This is a genomic window from Flavobacterium sp. J27, assembly GCF_004303025.1.
GTDB lineage: Bacteria > Bacteroidota > Bacteroidia > Flavobacteriales > Flavobacteriaceae > Flavobacterium.
This window is the reverse complement of sequence record NZ_PJQW01000003.1, coordinates 57,575-76,681: the sequence shown is the minus strand read 5'-3', so window position 1 is coordinate 76,681 and position 19,107 is coordinate 57,575. Positions and strand designations below refer to the sequence as shown.

Annotated in this window: 17 protein-coding genes; 4 read left to right on the top strand and 13 right to left on the bottom strand. The window is 28.2% G+C overall.

Going from position 1 to position 19,107, the window contains the following annotated elements:
* Nucleotides 1-9: 9 nt before the first annotated feature.
* Nucleotides 10-1,140 (bottom strand): fumarylacetoacetate hydrolase family protein, encoded by a 1,131-nt coding sequence (locus CX675_RS04615; protein ID WP_130734047.1) that lies wholly within the window; start codon nucleotides 1,138-1,140, stop codon nucleotides 10-12.
* A gap of 253 nt (nucleotides 1,141-1,393) precedes the next feature.
* Between CX675_RS04615 and CX675_RS04610 the strand changes: the two genes are divergently transcribed.
* Both CX675_RS04610 and CX675_RS04605 read left to right on the top strand, forming a co-directional pair.
* Entirely contained in the window at nucleotides 1,394-2,479 is a 1,086-nt protein-coding gene (locus CX675_RS04610; protein ID WP_130734046.1) for a sensor histidine kinase, read from the top strand.
* 7 nt (nucleotides 2,480-2,486) lie between these two features.
* Nucleotides 2,487-3,242 (top strand): LytTR family DNA-binding domain-containing protein, encoded by a 756-nt coding sequence (locus CX675_RS04605; RefSeq protein ID WP_130734045.1) that lies wholly within the window; start codon nucleotides 2,487-2,489, stop codon nucleotides 3,240-3,242.
* Between the two features lie 76 nt (nucleotides 3,243-3,318).
* On the opposite strand, the gene CX675_RS04600 is transcribed toward CX675_RS04605, so the two are convergent.
* Nucleotides 3,319-4,089 carry an SDR family oxidoreductase gene (locus CX675_RS04600; RefSeq protein ID WP_130734044.1) on the bottom strand — a complete coding sequence of 257 codons (771 nt, stop codon included), beginning with the start codon at nucleotides 4,087-4,089 and terminating at the stop codon, nucleotides 3,319-3,321.
* A 10-nt stretch (nucleotides 4,090-4,099) separates the two neighbouring features.
* Nucleotides 4,100-5,077: a nuclear transport factor 2 family protein gene (locus tag CX675_RS04595; RefSeq protein ID WP_130734043.1), complete on the bottom strand. Its 978-nt coding sequence runs from the start codon at nucleotides 5,075-5,077 to the stop codon at nucleotides 4,100-4,102.
* A 104-nt stretch (nucleotides 5,078-5,181) separates the two neighbouring features.
* Between CX675_RS04595 and CX675_RS04590 the strand changes: the two genes are divergently transcribed.
* Entirely contained in the window at nucleotides 5,182-5,532 is a 351-nt protein-coding gene (locus CX675_RS04590; RefSeq protein ID WP_240723595.1) for a helix-turn-helix domain-containing protein, read from the top strand.
* 3 nt (nucleotides 5,533-5,535) lie between these two features.
* Here CX675_RS04590 and CX675_RS04585 read toward each other — a convergent pair whose 3' ends face one another.
* The 5 genes from CX675_RS04585 to CX675_RS04565 all read right to left on the bottom strand — a co-directional run bounded on the left by CX675_RS04585 (nucleotide 5,536) and on the right by CX675_RS04565 (nucleotide 9,764).
* Nucleotides 5,536-6,447 (bottom strand): AraC family transcriptional regulator, encoded by a 912-nt coding sequence (locus tag CX675_RS04585; RefSeq protein ID WP_130734042.1) that lies wholly within the window; start codon nucleotides 6,445-6,447, stop codon nucleotides 5,536-5,538.
* 32 nt (nucleotides 6,448-6,479) lie between these two features.
* The gene (locus CX675_RS04580) at nucleotides 6,480-7,217 is read right to left on the bottom strand and encodes an SDR family oxidoreductase (protein ID WP_130734041.1); all 738 of its coding nucleotides are present in this window, start codon (nucleotides 7,215-7,217) and stop codon (nucleotides 6,480-6,482) included.
* An 11-nt stretch (nucleotides 7,218-7,228) separates the two neighbouring features.
* On the bottom strand, nucleotides 7,229-8,128 hold the full coding sequence (locus CX675_RS04575) for an NAD(P)H-binding protein (RefSeq protein ID WP_130734040.1): 900 nt from the start codon (nucleotides 8,126-8,128) through the stop codon (nucleotides 7,229-7,231).
* Between the two features lie 179 nt (nucleotides 8,129-8,307).
* A complete protein-coding gene (locus tag CX675_RS04570) occupies nucleotides 8,308-8,727 on the bottom strand; it encodes a nuclear transport factor 2 family protein (RefSeq protein WP_130734039.1) in 420 nt (139 codons plus the stop codon).
* 8 nt (nucleotides 8,728-8,735) lie between these two features.
* Nucleotides 8,736-9,764, bottom strand: coding sequence for an NADP-dependent oxidoreductase (locus tag CX675_RS04565; RefSeq protein ID WP_205728604.1), 1,029 nt, complete (start codon nucleotides 9,762-9,764; stop codon nucleotides 8,736-8,738).
* Between the two features lie 113 nt (nucleotides 9,765-9,877).
* On the opposite strand from CX675_RS04565, the gene CX675_RS04560 reads away from it, so the two are divergent.
* A complete protein-coding gene (locus CX675_RS04560; protein WP_130734405.1) occupies nucleotides 9,878-10,225 on the top strand; it encodes a helix-turn-helix domain-containing protein in 348 nt (115 codons plus the stop codon).
* 124 nt (nucleotides 10,226-10,349) lie between these two features.
* Here CX675_RS04560 and CX675_RS04555 read toward each other — a convergent pair whose 3' ends face one another.
* The 5 genes from CX675_RS04555 to CX675_RS04535 all read right to left on the bottom strand — a co-directional run bounded on the left by CX675_RS04555 (nucleotide 10,350) and on the right by CX675_RS04535 (nucleotide 18,981).
* A complete protein-coding gene (locus CX675_RS04555; RefSeq protein ID WP_130734038.1) occupies nucleotides 10,350-11,462 on the bottom strand; it encodes a Card1-like endonuclease domain-containing protein in 1,113 nt (370 codons plus the stop codon).
* Entirely contained in the window at nucleotides 11,462-12,037 is a 576-nt protein-coding gene (locus CX675_RS04550) for a hypothetical protein (RefSeq protein WP_130734037.1), read from the bottom strand. Before CX675_RS04550 ends, CX675_RS04555 begins: the two co-directional genes overlap by 1 nt.
* Nucleotides 12,037-13,482, bottom strand: a complete 1,446-nt coding sequence (locus CX675_RS04545; RefSeq protein ID WP_130734036.1) for a phosphatidylserine/phosphatidylglycerophosphate/cardiolipin synthase family protein — start codon at nucleotides 13,480-13,482, stop codon at nucleotides 12,037-12,039. The genes CX675_RS04550 and CX675_RS04545 overlap by 1 nt, the downstream gene beginning before the upstream one ends.
* Complete coding sequence (locus tag CX675_RS04540) at nucleotides 13,482-14,771, bottom strand: hypothetical protein (RefSeq protein ID WP_205728603.1); 1,290 nt, start codon at nucleotides 14,769-14,771, stop codon at nucleotides 13,482-13,484. Before CX675_RS04540 ends, CX675_RS04545 begins: the two co-directional genes overlap by 1 nt.
* Before the next feature lie 73 nt (nucleotides 14,772-14,844).
* On the bottom strand, nucleotides 14,845-18,981 hold the full coding sequence (locus CX675_RS04535) for an AAA domain-containing protein (RefSeq protein ID WP_130734034.1): 4,137 nt from the start codon (nucleotides 18,979-18,981) through the stop codon (nucleotides 14,845-14,847).
* Between the last annotated feature and the right edge of the window lie 126 nt (nucleotides 18,982-19,107).

Sequence of the window (19,107 nt, the reverse complement as noted above, 5' to 3'; positions counted from 1 at the left end):
TTTAAATTATTATTCTGAAACAACTTGACTTTTTATATAGCCTAAATTTGAAATTTGTGCGTAAATTTTCTCACCATCTTTTAGATAGTCATCTTCTTTTCGAAGTTTTTTAATAAATTGATCCACTACATACTCCTTTGGATTCCATTTGAAATATTTAAATAAAAGGGAATACTTAATAGCTTTTTTAATAATATACCCTTTTGTTGGGGTTGTAAATATGACACCACCTGGCGTTCCTGTTATTACAATTGTTCCTTTCTCAATGTAATTTTTGGGTAGTAATGAAATAGGTTTATCTCTGAGTGTCCAAATTTCTTTATTTCCAAACTTTAAAGTTTCTTCCGTTATTTTTGAAATATCCCAATATAGATTTTTAGGCGAATCATTTTGCTTTAATTCTGTACCTCTCCAAAGTTTTAGTTCTAAATCTTTATAGTAATCTTGCCATTTTCTGGGAATTACCAAGATAGGTCCAACTGGAAAAAATCCTTCGTGACTTTTACTATTTGTAAACCCAACGGCTAATTCTGGGTGACTCGTATCATATTCTCTTAATTGACTTTCTCTATCTGAATAATCCATAACTACCATAAAACCTAATAATTGATTTTCTAAATCTTCTCTTTTTTTTACATCTTTTGAATACACAAACCCCAACTCTACTTCGTAGTCTAAGAGATAAGCGCTTTTAGTTTTTACAGTACTTATGTAAGGGGTTAATTGTGCAATTTTTGGAAATAAAACGGGGTCTATTTCAACATGGGTCTCTTCTTTGTGTTCAGGATAATTTGTTGCAGCTGCTATGGTATTATTAAGTGCATCAACAGGAGGTAAAACATCTGAAGATCTAACCCTTATGATATTTCCTTGAGAGATTTTTTCTAAAATTTGATCATACCCTACTTCTTCTACTAACTCAAAAATCGCAATTGGATAACGATTAAATTGCTCGCTCAAATTTATTCCCTCAATATATTCATCATCAATTTTGTTTACCTGTACAATGTGTGTTCTTCCATTTTTTTTTATTCTAGCCAATGAAAGTGCTTTTAAAGGATTTGGTTCCTGAGCTTCCATAAGTGAGATAGAAAGTAAGGCAAAAAAAACATAGAATGTCTGTTTTAAATCTAAATTCATTTTTACTATCTTTTTTTAATTTTGATGCTAAATTGCTGCAAAACAAAATCTTAAAAAAGCAATTTCCTATCAACTGTTGAATAAGTTGTTAAACTGTTACTTTTAACCTTTAAAATATTTTTGTTGATTTAATTTTAAAAAACAACCATTCAAAAGAAAATATGCGGTTTCAATGTCTAAAATCAACAGTTTAATAGTAAAAGATTCCCCTATGTAATTAGTTCCTTATCTTTGTTTTTAAATATTCAGGATAATGACAAGAACTACGTATCATCCTTCATTTAAAAAAATATTCATTCGTTTTTTGCTAATTACTATAGTTTTTTTGTGCATCAGGTTAACGGTTAACAAAGAAGATGAAAACATTTTTTTTAGTATTACCAATCTTTTTTACTATTCAACTGCATTTTTATTTTTTATAATTACTTGGGAATTGAATGACTGGCTTATAAAAAATCATTTAAAAAAAGACTTACTAAATAGACTAGAGTGGTTTTCGGGTATGAAAATTTTAGGATTGACACTTCTAACAGTTGCTCCAATTTTTGCTTTAACGTATTATCTCGCTATATTTCATTTTTCTGACACACTTGATATAGTTGATGTAATAGATCCTTGGTTACAATTTCGTAGTGATTTTTTACGAGCTTGTCTAATAGCTGTAACCGTTGTAGTATTTAATTTGTTTTATTTTTCAGGAAAGGTTAAGAAAGATTTAGAGCAAAAAATGATGGAATTGGAAAATGAGGTTATGCAGTCAAAATATAAAAGTTTGAAAAATCAGATAAGTCCTCATTTTCTTTTTAATAGTTTAAACACATTAACATCTTTAATGTATGAAGATAGAGACTTAGCATCTGATTTTGTATCTAGACTTTCTTCTTGCTATCGCTATATTTTAGAAAATGAAGAAGAAGATTTAATAAGCCTTGAAAAAGAGCTTAACTTTTTAGACTCTTTTATCTTCATGATGGATGTTAGACATAAAATATCACTTCAAATTACCACAAAAATTGATTTAAAAGCTAATAATTATGTTATTCCAACCTTATCGCTTCAAATGCTCATTGAAAATGCCCTTAAACATAATTACTATTCCAAAGAACATCCTTTAGTAATTTCTATTACAAATAAAAAAAATGAATGCATCATTGTTGAAAACACAGTAAGAATTAGAAAAGATAGCCAAGAATCTACTAAAAAAGGATTAGAAAATATAAAAAAAAGGTTTTCTTTCTATACGGATGATAAAGTAAAAGTAATTCAAGAAAACGATACTTTTAAGGTTAGTCTGCCATTATTAAAAAAAGAAGTTAAACGACGAACACCGTTAAAATAATAAACAAATGAAAGCAATAATAATAGAAGATGAGCCAATTGCAAGCAGAAGACTTGAAAACCTTATTAATGAGGTTTCGTCTGACATTGATGTTATAGAAATACTTCCTTCTGTAGAAAGTGCACTCAAATGGTTTAAAACTAATACATTACCTGATTTAGTCTTTTTGGATATTCAATTAAATGATGGATATGGTTTTGATATACTTGATACCATAGAGGATCATCCTCCTATTATTTTTACAACTGCTTATAATGAATATGCTATAAGAGGGTTTAAATATAATGGTCTTGATTATCTTTTGAAACCAATAGATAAAAAGGAACTACAACGAGCGTTAGATAAATTTAGACTTTCTCCTTATCCAAAAAATGAGACTATCAATCCCAAACTTCAAGATTTTAAAAATCTTTTTCAAAAACAGTACAAACAACGATTTATGGTAAAAGTTGGTAATCATTTTAGCACGTTTAATGTAAATGATATTGCTTTCTTTAAATCAGAGAATGGTACGATATGCTTAAATACTTTTGATGGTAAAGATTATCCTGTTGAATATACAATTGACCAACTAGAAGATATTTTAAATCCTATTGATTTTTTTAGAATCAACAGAAAATATATGGTTTCATTAAGTTCTGTAAAAGAAATTCATAATTATTTTAACAGTCGATTATTATTAAAATTAAACCCCTCACAAGAAGATGAAGTTATTGTTTCAAGAGAACGCTGCACCGATTTTAAAGCATGGTTAGATATGTAATATATATTCAGTAATGAAGTATAGAAATAACAAAAGGCACTTATTTTATTTAAGTGCCTTTGTTAGGATTAATTAATTATCTCATCAAACTAATATTAGTCATTCCACCATCTGAAAGAAGTTCTGTACCTACAACAAAAGAAGAGTCATCTGAAGCTAGAAAAACTGCTGCTTTTCCCATATCAGAAGGCAATCCCATTCTGCCTACTGGGATAATGTTTTTCCAAACTTGTTTCACTTGTTCTACTTGTTCTTGCGGAACTATTTTACCAAATACCGGAGTATCAATTGAACCTGGAGATAAAGTGTTTACTCTGATCCTTCTATCTAACAAATCAAGTGATAACCCTTTTGCTAAAGATATAATAGCTGCCTTTGCAGCACTATATATGGCCATACCTGGCGCAGCTCTGTGGGCGGCACTTGAACCTATTAAGATTATAGATGCTTCATCATTGAGATAAGGTAATGCTTTTTGAACAGTAAAATAACTACTCTTTAAATTCAAATCCATATATTTATCATAACTTTCTTCGGTAACTTCACTAACCATATCCATAGCAATTCCATCTACAATACCCCCAGCATTAACTACAAGTATATCAATTTTCCCAAATTTATTATAAGTCTCTTTGAATATTTTTTCAAGATCTTTCATTCGGGTTACATCTCCTTTGATTCCAATAAAACTAGAATCTAATGCTTCAACTGAACTATTAATTGTTGTTTGATTTCGTCCAGTTATAGAACCAACTGCACCTTCGTTTTTGAAAGCTTCAGCAATACCAAACCCTATTCCACTATTACCACCTGTAATTACGGCTACTTTGTTTTTTAATTTACTCATATTATAATTTTTATTTTTTATTTTTTTTAGCATTAACTGCTCTTGCTATTTCGAAAGAATCTTCTAATAAATAGTAGTGTGTGATTAAACCGTTTTCAACTACAATATCGATAGTGAATTGCGATTTCATAACATTACCATTATTTTTCATAAGAGATTCAAGGTATCCTAATACTACTACTCGGTTGCCTTGAGCAACTATATCTGTAAATGACAATTTTTGAGGTTGGATATGTAGCTTAAGTAGTCTAAAGTGTTCAGCAATTTCCTTACGCCCTGTTCTTTTTCCAATCCAAGGAACATGTACTGTGTCACCCGGAATATAATGTTCCGCTTTTTCATCAAAAAAATTAGCAAGTTCTTCTGGTGTTGCACCGTTTTTGAACCGATCAAAAAAACGGTTAACAACTTCTAATGCGGTAGGATTTGAATTATTGTTGAGTTGTTCTGATATCTTTTCAACATCTACAAGATACCACATCTCAACAAATTTGCCATTATGAATTCTATATGAAGCAAACTCTGTAAATTCTACTGATTTTCCATCAGGATTTATTCCTAAAACTGAATTTTCTTTGGGAGTTCCAGTATTACGTAAACGAACAGCTAGACGCTCACCATCGATGTAAAGATCTTCGATGTGCCATTTATGATTCGGGATCATATCAAAAACCTGTTTAAAACCTGCTATAGATTCCTCTTTTTTAGTTTTTTTACCATTTATCAAAACATCTTCACTTACCATACTTGCGATTGTTTCAAAATCTCGATTGTTTGCTGCTTCAATATAGCGCTGATAAAAATTACGCATTACAGTTTTATTTGAATTAGTGTCAACATTTGACTTTTGAGCTTCAACATTGACAATGGAAACAATTGTTATAGCTAATGTTATTAAAAACTTTTTCATTAAGTTTTTAGAAGTACTTACTTTCATCTCTTTTGACACATCTGTAAGTATAAATACTTTGTTTTTAATTTTTTTCATTTGTGTGATACATTAAATTTTGAATACAAAAGTAGAATGCTTTTATTTATTTTTGTAACTTTGTAACAAAAAGTAACAGTAACTTAGAAGTAACATAGTAACATATGACAGATAATAATTGTGTACAAGACAATAAAGGAAACATGATGGCCATACAAGATGCCATGTATGTGCTTAATGGAAAATGGAAAATTGCGATTATATCGTCAATTTGTTATCATAACAAAAGAAGGTTTTCTGATATATTGAATGATGTAGTGGGCATATCGAACAAGATGCTCAGCAAAGAATTGAAAGAATTAGAAATAAATAAATTAGTTATTCGGACTGTATTAGATACTCAGCCAATTTCTGTTCAATATCAACTTACTGAGCATGGCAGAAGTTTACAGACTATTATTAATAACTTAACCGATTGGGGAAAAACACACAGAGAAATGATTATTAGTACATAAAAATTAATTAAATGATTGTCTGAACTCTAATGGGCTTTTATTGGTTTTGCTTTTAAATAATTTAGAAAAACTTTGTGAATGTTCAAATCCTAATTCAAAAGCAATTTCAGATACTGATAAATTTGTTGTTGATAGCAGTTCTTTTGCTTTTTCTATGACTTTATTTTGAATGTGTTGTTGTGCATTTTGTCCTGTAAGCATTCTCAATAAATCACTTAGATAACTTGGTGAAATATTTAATTCTTCTGCTATTTTCTGCACTTTGGGTATTCCTAAATTACTTGATTTTTCTTGGTTGAAATAGCTGTTTAAAACTTCTTCTAATTTTTGCAATATTTCATTATTAACTGCTTTACGAGTAATAAATTGACGTTTGTAGAAACGATTACTGTAATTGAGTAATAATTCTAATTGTGAGATAATTACATCTTGACTGAAATCGTCTATTCTACTTTTTAATTCCTCATCAATTATTTTGAAAACTGAAAAAATTGTTTCTTTCTCTTTTTCTGAAAGGTGTAAAGCTTCGTTTGTACTATAAGAAAAAAAACGATGTTGTTTGATTTTTTTAGCTAATGGGTATGTCAATAAAAAATCAGGATGAACTAATAACACACAACCTGAGCTCACATTGTTATGTACTTCAAAAAGTTGATTGGGTGCTGTATAAACTAAACCACCTTCTCCAAAATCATAATAGTGTTGCCCGTATTTTGCCTGACCACAAAGATTTGATTTATACGATATTTTGTAAAAATTTAAAATGAATGTGTTTCCAACTTGCTCGTCTGAAATATTTACATCTTTTACATCAAAAAAACTAATCATAGGGTGCAATGGCTTTGATAAACCAAGCACCTTATGAAAGTCTGTCAATGAATCTATTTTTGTTGAAGTAACGCTTATTTTTTTCATTGTATAAATTTACTAAATTAACACACAGTTTTTTACCATGGACATTCACCCGTATCTGGGTTGTGCTCTTCTGCAATAAATTTTCCAGTAGGTCCATTTTGGTCAATCATTGCATATTTAGAAATACGGTCTGCTGCTTCTTGGACAGTTCCTGTTCCTCGATGTCCATTAAAATCTGTAGCTACAAAACCTGGACAAACTGCATTTACTTTAAATGAAGTATCTTTTAATTCGTATGCCAAATTAATTGTGTACATATTGAGTGCAGCTTTTGAAGCAGGATAAACTGCTGCTTTGTGTGTATAATACTTCCAATTTGGGTCACAATGCAATGTTAGTGAGCAGCCACTTGAAGATACATTTACAATGCGAGGTTGTTCTGCTTTTCTCAATAAATCTATAAATGCTTGTGTTACCCTTGCTACGCCATACACATTGGTTTCAAATACATTTTTAAACTGCTCAATACTTGCTTCTAAAGCTGCTTGTGGCCAACCTCCATTTATTCCAGCATTATTTATTAATACATCTAAAACTCCAGTTTTATTACCAATTTCAGTTCGTGCTTTTTTAACTGACTCTTCACTAGTCACATCTAATTGAATTACTTCTACATTTTTTAAACCTTCTTTATGTAGTTTTTCAATAGCGGTTACTCCATTTTGTAAATCACGACTTCCTAAGTAAACATAGTACCCCTTTTTAAGCAATACTTTTGCAGTTTCAAATCCAATACTTTTGTTGGCTCCTGTTATCAATACTTTCTTCATGATATTAGTATTTATTGATTATACATTTGAGCAAAATCTTGTGCAAAATCGGTTAATTTGATTTTACCTAAAACGGGTTTGTTTTTATAGAAGTCTTTATATAAAATTCCGCTTTCTTGTGCTGCTTGCATTTCAACAAATCCTTTAGCTACCCAGTCGTTCATTCCAGAAGCTATTACTTCCTCTAATAGTTGTTCAGCAGGTATAACCAACCATTTTAACTCATTATTTATGGCATTACCTAAAATTCTCGCTATTTCATTAGGTGACACCTCATCACTAGCTATGTAGCGAAAAGTTCTAGCGTTAAATGGAGTTTCAATTTCTTCTACAATGGCATTGGCAATATCTAAAGGAGAAACCCAAGGTTCTTTAGCGTCTCCTCCATAACTTTGAATGATTACACTATCAGATTTAATGGTTTGCATAAATCTATAAATATTTGGATAAAATGCCACAGGACGCATATATTTTACAAACACATCCATTGGAAGTTGATTCATAATTTGTTCTACCTCGTGATAGATAGAAAGGCTACCAATGCCTGTATTAGTATGTGCCCCAATGCTACTTAATTGTACTACTTTTTTAACTCCTGATTGCTCAATGGCTTGTTTGTAATTATGAGCAATGTTGAGAAATTCAGTAGGAAAATCAATTTCTTTATTGAAGATATTACCTATTGCATCCCATGCAATCATAAGATACACAACATCTGCACCTTTAAAAGTAGTAGTTAAAAAATTTACATCTTGCATACTACCAATAGCTGCTTTTGCTCCAAGTTCTTCAATCTCTTTTTGTCTTTCAGATTTACTACTAATCACAGTAACTGAATGTCCTTTTTTAACTAAACTTTGGGTTAATGGTTTTCCAATTCGTCCTAATGAACCTGTCAATACTATTTGCATATTGTTTTTTTTAAATTTACAATGCAAAGATTGTATTGAATGATTTTTTGATTGTAGCTCAATTGAGGAATTTTGTAGTTGAAATGAAATACTATATTAAACAAAATATAAAAGTTGTCTCAGAATCAGAGACAACTTTATTCATTTAAAAATTCACTGAAATTATTTTTAAAAATATTTTACTCTTTTTCTTCCCATTTAAAATTACCTATACGTTTATCAACCAACCATTCATTATTGATTTTAACATATTCATCTGTATAGATTGCTCCAATAGTTGTTTTTACATTTTCAGTATCAACAAGTGTAATCAAACAATAGCAAGTTCCCGATGCTTTATTACCATTTAAAGTTATTGTTTGTTGACCATTGAGATGATAAATCTTTTTATAATCTTTTAGAAACTTGTTAAAAGCCTCTTCCATTACATTTCTTCCTTCGAGCTTCAAAATGACATTACCATCACTAATTGTTTCTGAAATACCATTTTTAGTAAATAACCTAACCTGATTTTTAAAATCTTTATTATCTCCATAAATTGAAATGTTTGCAACTAGTTCTTGGATAGAAAATTTATCTGATAATTCTTGAATAGTCATAATAACAATTAATTTACCGTTAACACAATTTTACCTTGAATGTGTCCTTTAGCAGCTCTTTCGTGAGCTTTGCTAGCTTCAGCTAATGGAAAAGTACTATCTATGATTACTTTTATGGTTCCATCATTTAACAATGGAACAAATTCTTCTAATTGTTTCCCATTGGAACGTACTTGTGTAGCCGATACAGTAACATCCAGCTTTTGAGCTTCTTCATTATCATTAAATCCTAGAGGAAAAATAGGGAATAATGCTCCGCCTGGTTTTAGTGTTTTTAAAAACCGACTTGTAGTAGACCCTCCTACCGAATCAATTACAAGATCTAGATTGTGGACTATCTCCTCAGCTTTAGATTTTGTGTAATCAATAAATTCATCAGCACCCAATTTACGCAATAATGTTTCTTGTTTGGTTGATGCCACTGCAATAACGTAAGCTCCTTTCCATTTAGCAAGTTGAAGAGCAAAATGACCAACACCGCCTGCAGCGCCATTAATTAACACTCTCTTATTATTAAGTTCAACTGGTTTGTGTGTATTCGATTGTAAAGGATTTTGAACATCATGACCCAGTTCAATCATAAACTGCCATGCTGTTAAAAGAGACATTGGAACTGCAGCAGCTTCAGTGTGATTAATGTTTTTTGGTTTCAAAGCTAATTCTAACACAGGTACGTTTACATATTCTGCATATGCCTGACTTGGTCCGTAACTAGGAAAACGAACCATTGAATATACTTCATCTCCTACTGAAAATTTGCTAACGTCATCTGCGACTGCATCTACGACTCCTGAAATATCGGTACCAAGTATAACAGGAAAAGGCACTTTAGGTTGCCATTCTGGAGGCAACATTTTATATCCTTCTCTTAAATACCAATCTGGCGGATTAAGTCCGATTGCTTTAACTTTCACTCTTACCTCTCCATTTTGAAGTGGTGGTATTGGAGCATCTTCATATTGTAATACTTCTGGCCCACCAAATTCATGTTGCCTGATGGCTTTCATCAACCTAGGATTGTTTTTATAATTTTCCATATTTTTAAATATTTTGATACAAAACTAGAATAATAGTATATTTGTGACAAGTATGTACTTTTTTGTACTCTACATACAAAAAAGTATGTAAATTGAAAATCAACACTTTAAATATGAAAAAAAAAGAAAAAAAATGTCCTGAAGTGGCAACTTGTTCTGTTGACTATGCATTTAAACGTATAGGTGGAAAATATAAAGGAAGAATTTTATGGTATCTTCATCAGTATAACATCCTAAGATATGGCGAACTTAGCAGAACTTTACCAGATATAACTACAAAAATGCTAACACAAACACTTAGAGAACTTGAAGCAGACAAATTAATAGATAGAAAAGTATATCACGAAGTTCCTCCCAAGGTAGAATATACTCTAACTGAAATAGGTAACGAACTTATACCTTTTATAATTCATTTGAAAGAATGGGGTGATAAGCAATTAGAAAAAGAAACTCAACTTTAATGCGTTTTTTTTTAAAGAAATTATTCCCACACTATTGGGGGTTTTTTATTTTAATTTTATAGTATCTAAATAAATTTAAAATGAATATTTATAAGTAATAATTAGAATAGTTTTTATAAAAATATCATATAGAGGCTTTATTTTCTATTTCGCTTATTAGCTTAATCAACTTGTTTATTGGATTCACTTCTTTGTTTAAAACATTAGAATAGAATAGTTCAATATTCAGTTCTTTACACTTTTCAATTATTGAGGGTATTGGCAATTCTCGAGAAACTAAAATTGATTTTGCTATAGCACCACCATATGTTTGCTTTACTACCTTCATTTTATTGATATCCTCTTGTTTAACTAAACCTGATTTACACTCAATAAAAATCAACTTTTTTCCTGTATTTATTAAAATATCAATTTCATTTTTTGTTGTATTTTTATCAGATTTGAAATTAAGTTCAAAGCCTAAAAATAATTCTTTAAATTTTATTGATTTAGCAATTTCATTTGCTATTAACAATTCCCACCAAGCTGCTTTAAAAAATAAATCATTAATAATAGATGAATTTAAATCTAGTATAATTTTATTATTAGATTTTATTTTTAAATTTAAAGGGTCCCAAATTATTTTAAGATTATTATTAATTGATTCATTACCAGATAACGACAATGCAATGTTTTTATTAAGATATTTTCTTCTTAGATATCCTATAATTACTTTATATCTAGTATCATTATTCGCAAAATTTCCAATTTTTTCAGCAGCTTTAAAATCTTCTGTTTTAAAATCTTTAATTGTTTTATAATTAAAAGTTTTATGACCACTTAAATCAAAAAATTCATTTACAGTTAACTCTAAACTAATATTTTTCCTTTCGTAGGAAGGCAATTCTAAATAAGAATTATCTTGATTAATGTAAAATCCTTTTATCCCTTTTTCGTGTATAATTGCTTGGCAAGCTAACACCATAATTTTAGTACCACCAGTAAGATTAAATTCGATGGTGTCGTTTGGATTTAATTTCTGAATTATCTGTTCACAAATGGATTTAATTTCATAAAAATCAAATGGATTACATTGGTATTCATTTAAGAGAATACCTTTAATAATTGGCTTTATGTTGTTTAAACTTGTAGCCGATTCTTTTGAAACAATAAAGTGTATTTTGCCAGGATTAAATTCTTTAATACCTACATATATTGGTAATAATTGTCCTCCAACGAGTGAAATTTGATGCTTCATTATATGAATAATTCAGGTTGATTGACTAAAGGATCGTAAACAATATTCATAATTTCTGAACCTGGCAAAGGTTTTCGTAAATCTTTTAAATATTCGGTAAAATCTACATAAACTATTTTACAACCATAATCTTTGCCAAAGATGCTTGCAGCAGCTACCATAGATTTTTTACCTCCTGTAATATCAAGGGTTATATTTGAGTTTGGATTTAAAATTAAAGATTCTTTTAATGCTTTATACAAAGTATTAAAATTTTCATCGTCAATGTATATCATCTCATATTTTGAGTCTAAAAACTTTTCTAGATAATCATTTCCATCACTTCTATTGTTTGTTGTAAAAATGATATGCTTTTCTGGTTCAATAGCCTTAGCAGTTAAAATAATTGGTTCTGGAGAAAAACCTAAAATTGAAAACAATACTCCACCTGATTCAATTTTATTGCTGAAATTATTTTTAAAATTATCAACAACTGCATTAAAAAGATTTTCATAATACAGTTCCTGTGCTTTGTTGAAATTACCTGAATTTGCTAACTCCAACCATTCTTCTAAGTATGGTAAATTATTTTTCATTACTTGATTTCTAAAATTAAGCTATCGTATTTCAACAAATATTTCTCTCTATTATATTGAAAAGGTAGTTTCTTTATGATACTAAAAATGTTGCCTAAAAATGTTGCCTCATATGTAGACTGACCTACTGTAACATGAGTAAGTATCTCTGAAACATTATAAAATATTGGTAAATTTTTAAAATCTTCAATTTCAATATTTATTTTTTTATTCGCTGAAATTATAATTTGCTGAGGAATTGTAGGAGGCTTTAATTTTTTAAAACGTTCATAATTACAAAAAGTTTTAAATAAATCTATTCTTTTGGGATGAATTGCAAACTTATGAGTACTATTATAAATCAATTCTTTGTGAAAGTTAAAAAAATCTTCATATTGTTCATCATTTAATATATACCCAACCTCAAAACCATTTGTTAAACCATGATTCCCATCGATATTAGCTGTAAAAATCATTGCTTCATTTTCTGTAACAATTCCTTTTGAGTGATTGTCATAATTTGCAAAAATATCACATCCTAATTCTACTAAAGCTTGTGAAGCAACAACATGATCGTTACGATAATTCATTCCTCTACAAAATATCTTTATAACTACCTCTCTCTGAATTGCCGTCTTAATTGCTTCCATAAATTTCTCAATATTTTGTAAACCTACAATACTGTATGTGGATAAATAAATAAATAAATTTGCCTCATTAATACATTTAATTATTTGTTCTAAAAGATTTGTATGCTCATCTATAAAAGTGTATCTAAGGTTTGAATCTTCTGGTACAGGTAAATTTTTGAAAGCATCATCGATATCTGAACTTATTACAAACATTTTATTTGAACTAGATGAATCTAAAAACTTTGTATAATTTGTTCCTTTTTGATAAATAATATCAAATAAAATATCTAATTCTTGACTACTATTTTCATCCAAATACACACCCGATTCCATATTTTCATTTAATGATGGAGTTGTAAGGTTTGCGCTAGTAATAAAACCTTTATCTCTATCGGAAATAATAAACTTGGCATGAGCAGATACCGAAGCCCTGATATGAACACCTACATCATATAATTTTTTGATATTTGATAAATGTTTTTCTTCTGGTTTTTCTGCTATTTCTTCCTCTGTAATAAAATCTAAATGATTACTTCTACTTGTCATTTTTTTAGCATCCAACTGAGTTAATATGAATATAACGACATCAGTTGATGTTGCCTTGTCTATTAATACTTCAAAAATTTCATCATCAGTAATTATAAAACTACAAATTTTAAGTACTGTTTCTGCCGAATCGATAATTTCAATAATTTCTTCTTTAAGTCTTTTATCTTCTTTATGAGTACAATAAATAGATTCATAATCATAAAAATTATAACTAGATTGTTGGCTCTCTATGTTGATAAATGCTCCTTGATTGAGAACATCTGTAGGTTTAACTTCAAAATTCATTACTTAAGTTGTAACATGTGATTATAAATATCTATAGTTTCTAATACTTCAAATTCACCGGCTGCTTTTAAACATTCTCTGAAATCGTATTTGTACTCAGGATAAGAATAAATAATGGTCTTAAAATCTTTCTTGTTTTTTGTATATTCATCAATGATTTTTTTAAACTTAATTACTTTATTAACAAATGCATCTGTAGATTTATAATACAAATAGAGCATAAATACATTATAATACGTTTTTAATATTATATAGTCTCTTTCCCTCAATAAATTTGATAATAATGTCTTTCTATCATTTGAAGCAAGCAACATTTTTTTTGTGATGTTGATACCAATTTCAGATTCTTCATTAATCAAATTTTCTATTTCAACGTTTTTTAAGTTATAAAGCTTTTCAACTACTTCTTTTAGGTCTTCTTTACTGAAAATAAAACATTTTTGATTACTTTCTTTGTATTTGTCAATTTCATTCCAATTAGAAGTAATAAGTGGTTTTTTATCTGTATTTACTTCCTCTCCTTTATTGGGTATTATAATTTTAAATTGCAAATTTTTGATTCTCTCTATACAATTCTTTTCAAATCCTATAACATTTTTGCGTGCTTCATCATAGTATGAATTTTCACTATCAAAAGCATGAAATACAAAGCCATCAATTAATTCTTTTTTTATTCCATTTTCATTTTTTGTAACATTAATTAGAATTGGTAATGATAGTTTTGTAAATGATATATCTTCAATTTCAACTAAGCCTAATGGAATCGCATAGCTTTCTCTTTCAAGTTCAGGGATATCCATTATTTTATTTACTAAAGTTTCTTTTGCAATAGGAGTATGAACAATATCTGGAGCAAACGGTCTATTAGTACTAGTTTTTCCTTTGTTAATTGTATAGTATTCTATATCATACTCACTAAAAAAATTGGCTTTATAGAATTTGTAAAAATCTTCACTTAAAGGGTTTAAATTAATCCCATCTAAATAAAAGTCATATGATTTTTTATGAAGTCGTTTTAATGATTTATTAATAAAAACTTCTTTACCTGATTCTGTAATAATAAAATTATTTTCTTTTTTTTCTAAATGGTTATCTACAATTAATTTATCAATACGGTATTCTATTAATTTTTTTGAAGTACCTAAAATAGCTGCTAATTGTAATTGTGAATAATTTGATTTTATATTTAAACAATCTATTATTAATTGGTCTAAACTGTCTAAACTATCAATTGAACTGTCTAGAATATTTGTATGAATACAATATATTGGATATTGTATGCAAAACATACCAAGAATTTTTTCACCTTTTACTGAAAGTTCCTTGTAAATTTTTTCGATATCTAAGCTAAATAAACCCATATTATATTTTTACCGCTATTTGTTTTTTATTGTAATCTATTTCATGGATTTTGACTTCAATTTCATCATTTATATTCACAATGTAATTCTCTGGAATTTGTCGATTGTGAAGTAATGCATCAAAAATGTTATCTAATTTGACAAAATAACCAAATTCGACTTTCTTTGTAATTATTGCTTTAATAGTTTTGTCTACAGAAAGATTATCTTTTATTGAATCCCAATACTTATTTCTCTTACTCAAAGCAATATTATCTCTTTCCTTTTTTGATAATGGTAATATTAACGTTATTCTTTCTTGATCTTTATCTATTTTATATATCGATAATTTGACAGTTTGCCCTTTCTCCAAACTTTCAAAGTATTTTAATTGATGATTAGGGATATGTGATTTAGGTAATAAAGCTTTTACACCATCAATATAAAAGAAAGCTCCAAACATTTTTTCATTTGTTTTACCTATGTTATCAAATTTTGCTTCTACAATATCTCCTTCCTTGTACTCTTTATAAAAATTTTTGAATGATTTTATGCTACTATTATAATTAGCAATGTTTATTAAGTTTCCTATATCTCTATTCTTACTTAGTTTTACTAACTTTTTAAATAAATCTGTATAATTAAAAAGAAGGTCGAAGTGAGAACGTTTGTCGGTTAAAGTTGTCGCATTGCCAACTAAAATTAATTTTTTCTTTGCTCTACTAAATGCTACATTCAATCTTCTTGCATCGTCTAAAAAACCAACTTTATTTGATATCTTTTTACCATTTATAATTGTTGGTTTTGAAAAATTTGATGCTCTTGTAAAACTAAAAATAATGATATCGTATTCCTTACCTTGGAAAGAATCTAGTGTTGCTACATCAATATTTTTTTGTTGGCATAACGTTGATTTCTTTATAAAATTCTTAATATTCGAAACTTGAAATTTATAAGGTGCTATTATTGCAATATTTTTCTTATAAACACCATTTTTGAACAATTCTGGTAAAATGAACTCTGATATGTATTTAGCTTCTGTATCGTTTTTTACAGAATTTTCACTTTTTATTTCATAAGGATTTGAGGTATTTGAAGTGTCAAAAAATATAATTTCTTTATCAAATGGAGTGGGTAAATTTAATCTATTAAGATGCGTTCTACTTCCCATTTCTACTTCAGTATCATAAAATGATTCTGATACAAATTTTCCTATATTAGGGTGCATTCTATGTTGATAATTCAACATTTCTTTATTCTCTTTGGGAAACAAATCTACAGTGATACGGTTTATTAAAAACTCAAAAAATGATGTCTTTAAAGCATGTGCAATTTCATCTTCGGTGAAACCATAGCCATATATTGAATTTGGAAAGCTATTTTTATCATTTTTATCCAAAAGTGAACTATCCATATAGGGTGGTAATTGCATTTGATCTCCAACAAGGATTATTTTCTTACCTAACTCCATTGCTACTAATGATTCTGCTATATTTGCTTTACCTGCTTCATCAATAATAACCGTATCAAATTTGAAATTAGTTTCCCTAAAAATCTTATCCCCTTTTATTCCAATACAAGTAGCAAATACAACGTCGACAGAATTGTATATAAATGGTTGTAATAAAATTTCGTATTCCTTACTAAATGAATTTTCCCAGTTTTCAAGTATCGTAATGGTTTCAATTAACTCTTGTTCAGAAAGATTTGACACATTATCTCGTAAAAGAAAATGCTTTTGTATAAATGTTTCCTTTTGCGAATTATAGTTTCCCGCTAGTTGATAAACTTTATCTTTAAACCTGCTTCTTTGTTCAGTTGCTTCAGTATTATTTTCATTAAATGCAAGTAATAACTTTGTTAACTCTTTTTGATTTGTTATAAATTTTTTGAAATCCAATTTATATTCTTCAACCAAATTCTCATAACAATATTTCACCAAACTTTCATCAATTCTTTCTATATTCCCTACTCTCAAAAGATTTAAATTTGGTTTTTTTGAGATTTTTTCGAGAACATTATCAACTGCCACGTGATTTTGGCCTGTTACTAAAATTTTTTCTCCTTTTTTAGTTAATTGCTCAATGATTTCTGCAATAACTGTTGTTTTTCCTGTACCTGGAGGACCTTGTATTAAAAATACATTTTGATTACCAATAGCTTTTTCAACAGCTTTGATTTGATTGTTATCTGGTTGTTCTTCTTTTGTTCTTTGTAAATCTTCATTAATAAAGGTAACCTGTTTTTTTATTGGATTTTTGACCTTATCAGGGTTCACTAACAATGATTCTATGTGGTCAATTTTAATTTTTCTTTCTAAGAAATCTTTGATGATTTCTCTTTGAATATCAAATTGTCTCGTTGATACTTTAACATCAATATAAAAACCTTTTTCTAAATTTGTTAAATTTATTTCATTAATAAAATCAATTTGATATTCGTCATTTATTATTGAAATTACACCTTCACTAATTTTTTGTTTTTTTTCGTCTTTTAATACTCTGATGTTAACAATATTATCTTCTGCTAATTCTAATCTGTCTCCTACTACTTGATGAATTTGAATAGCACTATTGCCTTTATTACTTTTTACTCTTTCGAAACCTTTAATTTCAATACTATTTGCTTTGTCTTTTTTTAATAGATCAATTTGATATTCTAAAAATTTATCGATGATTCCTAATGTTCTTCCTTCTTGTTTTAAAATTTCCCCTGATTCTATTTTTAGATTTTGATAAATTTCAAAACATTCTGTTTTTGTAACACAATAATTTAAAAATTTACTTTGAGAATCGTCAAATGGAATTACACCATTAGGTGCTACCAACTTTACTTTATTATTTAAAAGAAATGAACCATATTTTTCATTATTTTTTTTTGCTTTCGAGGCAGAATGAAACGATTGGCCAAAACTGAAGTTTTTAATTAAAAAATTGACGTCTTTCACTTTGTTATTTTTTATAACCTCACCATAAAAATTAATTTCGTTATTATATAAAGTAAACCCTATTATCTCATTAGGTTCATTCTCTTTATTATTTTTATTGTCGATTCTTTTATTTAATTTGAACCAGTATTTTTCATCAGATAATTTATCTAACAATGCTTTTTCATTTGCATCGTTATATTTTTCACCATTTAAAAAATAAGGTATGGCTTGAGATTTAAAATTATTTTCATACGAAGCATCACTCATTCTAAATTGAATATAAAATGTTACTCCAGTATCAATTTCTTTACTAAATATATTATTATCTAATTGAAAACCTTTTTCAATACATTTTAATTGTTCTTTAGAAGCTGTATTACCTAAAATTGATTGTTTAAATTTTGAAAATGTTCTAAGTTCTGGTTTAATAAAACTTGCGTGTTCTTCAATTAGTCTTTCATATTTTGACTCTTCGTGATTCTGATGAACAATAGGAATAAATTCTAACAAACTTGCTTTGTTTAATTTAGCATTTACTCTAAAAACTTCCTTATTTAAAGTCTCTTTATCTACATTCCTACTAAGTAGACCAAATAGTGAGTTATTTGTTTTTACTATGTAATTCTTATGAAGACTTTGTACTATTTCTAAATTAACTTCTTCACCTCTTTTTATTTTTTGCCATTTAGCTGTTTGGTTTAAAGGTGTTACTAAATGTTTTTGAGATAGAATGATTTGCTTTTTCTTTTCATCTATCTTTAAAATAACTGCTTTAATATTGGAGCCAATTTTATATTTTTTAAATATTTCTTCTCCCTGAGGAAATGACCATGAAATATCTAAAACTGATAATCTTCCTGTATATCCAGCTACGTAAGAAGTAATAATTTGCGAGGGAGCTATTATTTTTGTTATTGAAACATCTACTACGTTATCAATAGTGAATAATCTTTTATCATTTTTAATTTTTTTTTGAGCTTCTTTTTCTTGTATTTCGCTTCTATTTTTATTTAAGACTAATCGATGCATTACTTCCATTGAAGCTTCCTTTTTTCTGTTATCGTATGAAAATTGATAACACAGTAAATCGTACTCAGATTGAGATATTTTTGCATTAGGGCTACTTTCAATTTCGATATCTTTTTCTTTTAAAAAATCTACCGCTCTATCTAATGATATGTTTAGCTCCCTTAAAACTTTATTTATACGAATTACTCTATTATTAGGCATTACACATACATTTTTTTAATTTTAACGAAAAGTCATCAATTAACTATTATAGAAAAACACGGTTTAAACTATGCGTTTTTTTATTAAATATAGGAAATTCAGTCATATTAAAAATTCATCCCATAA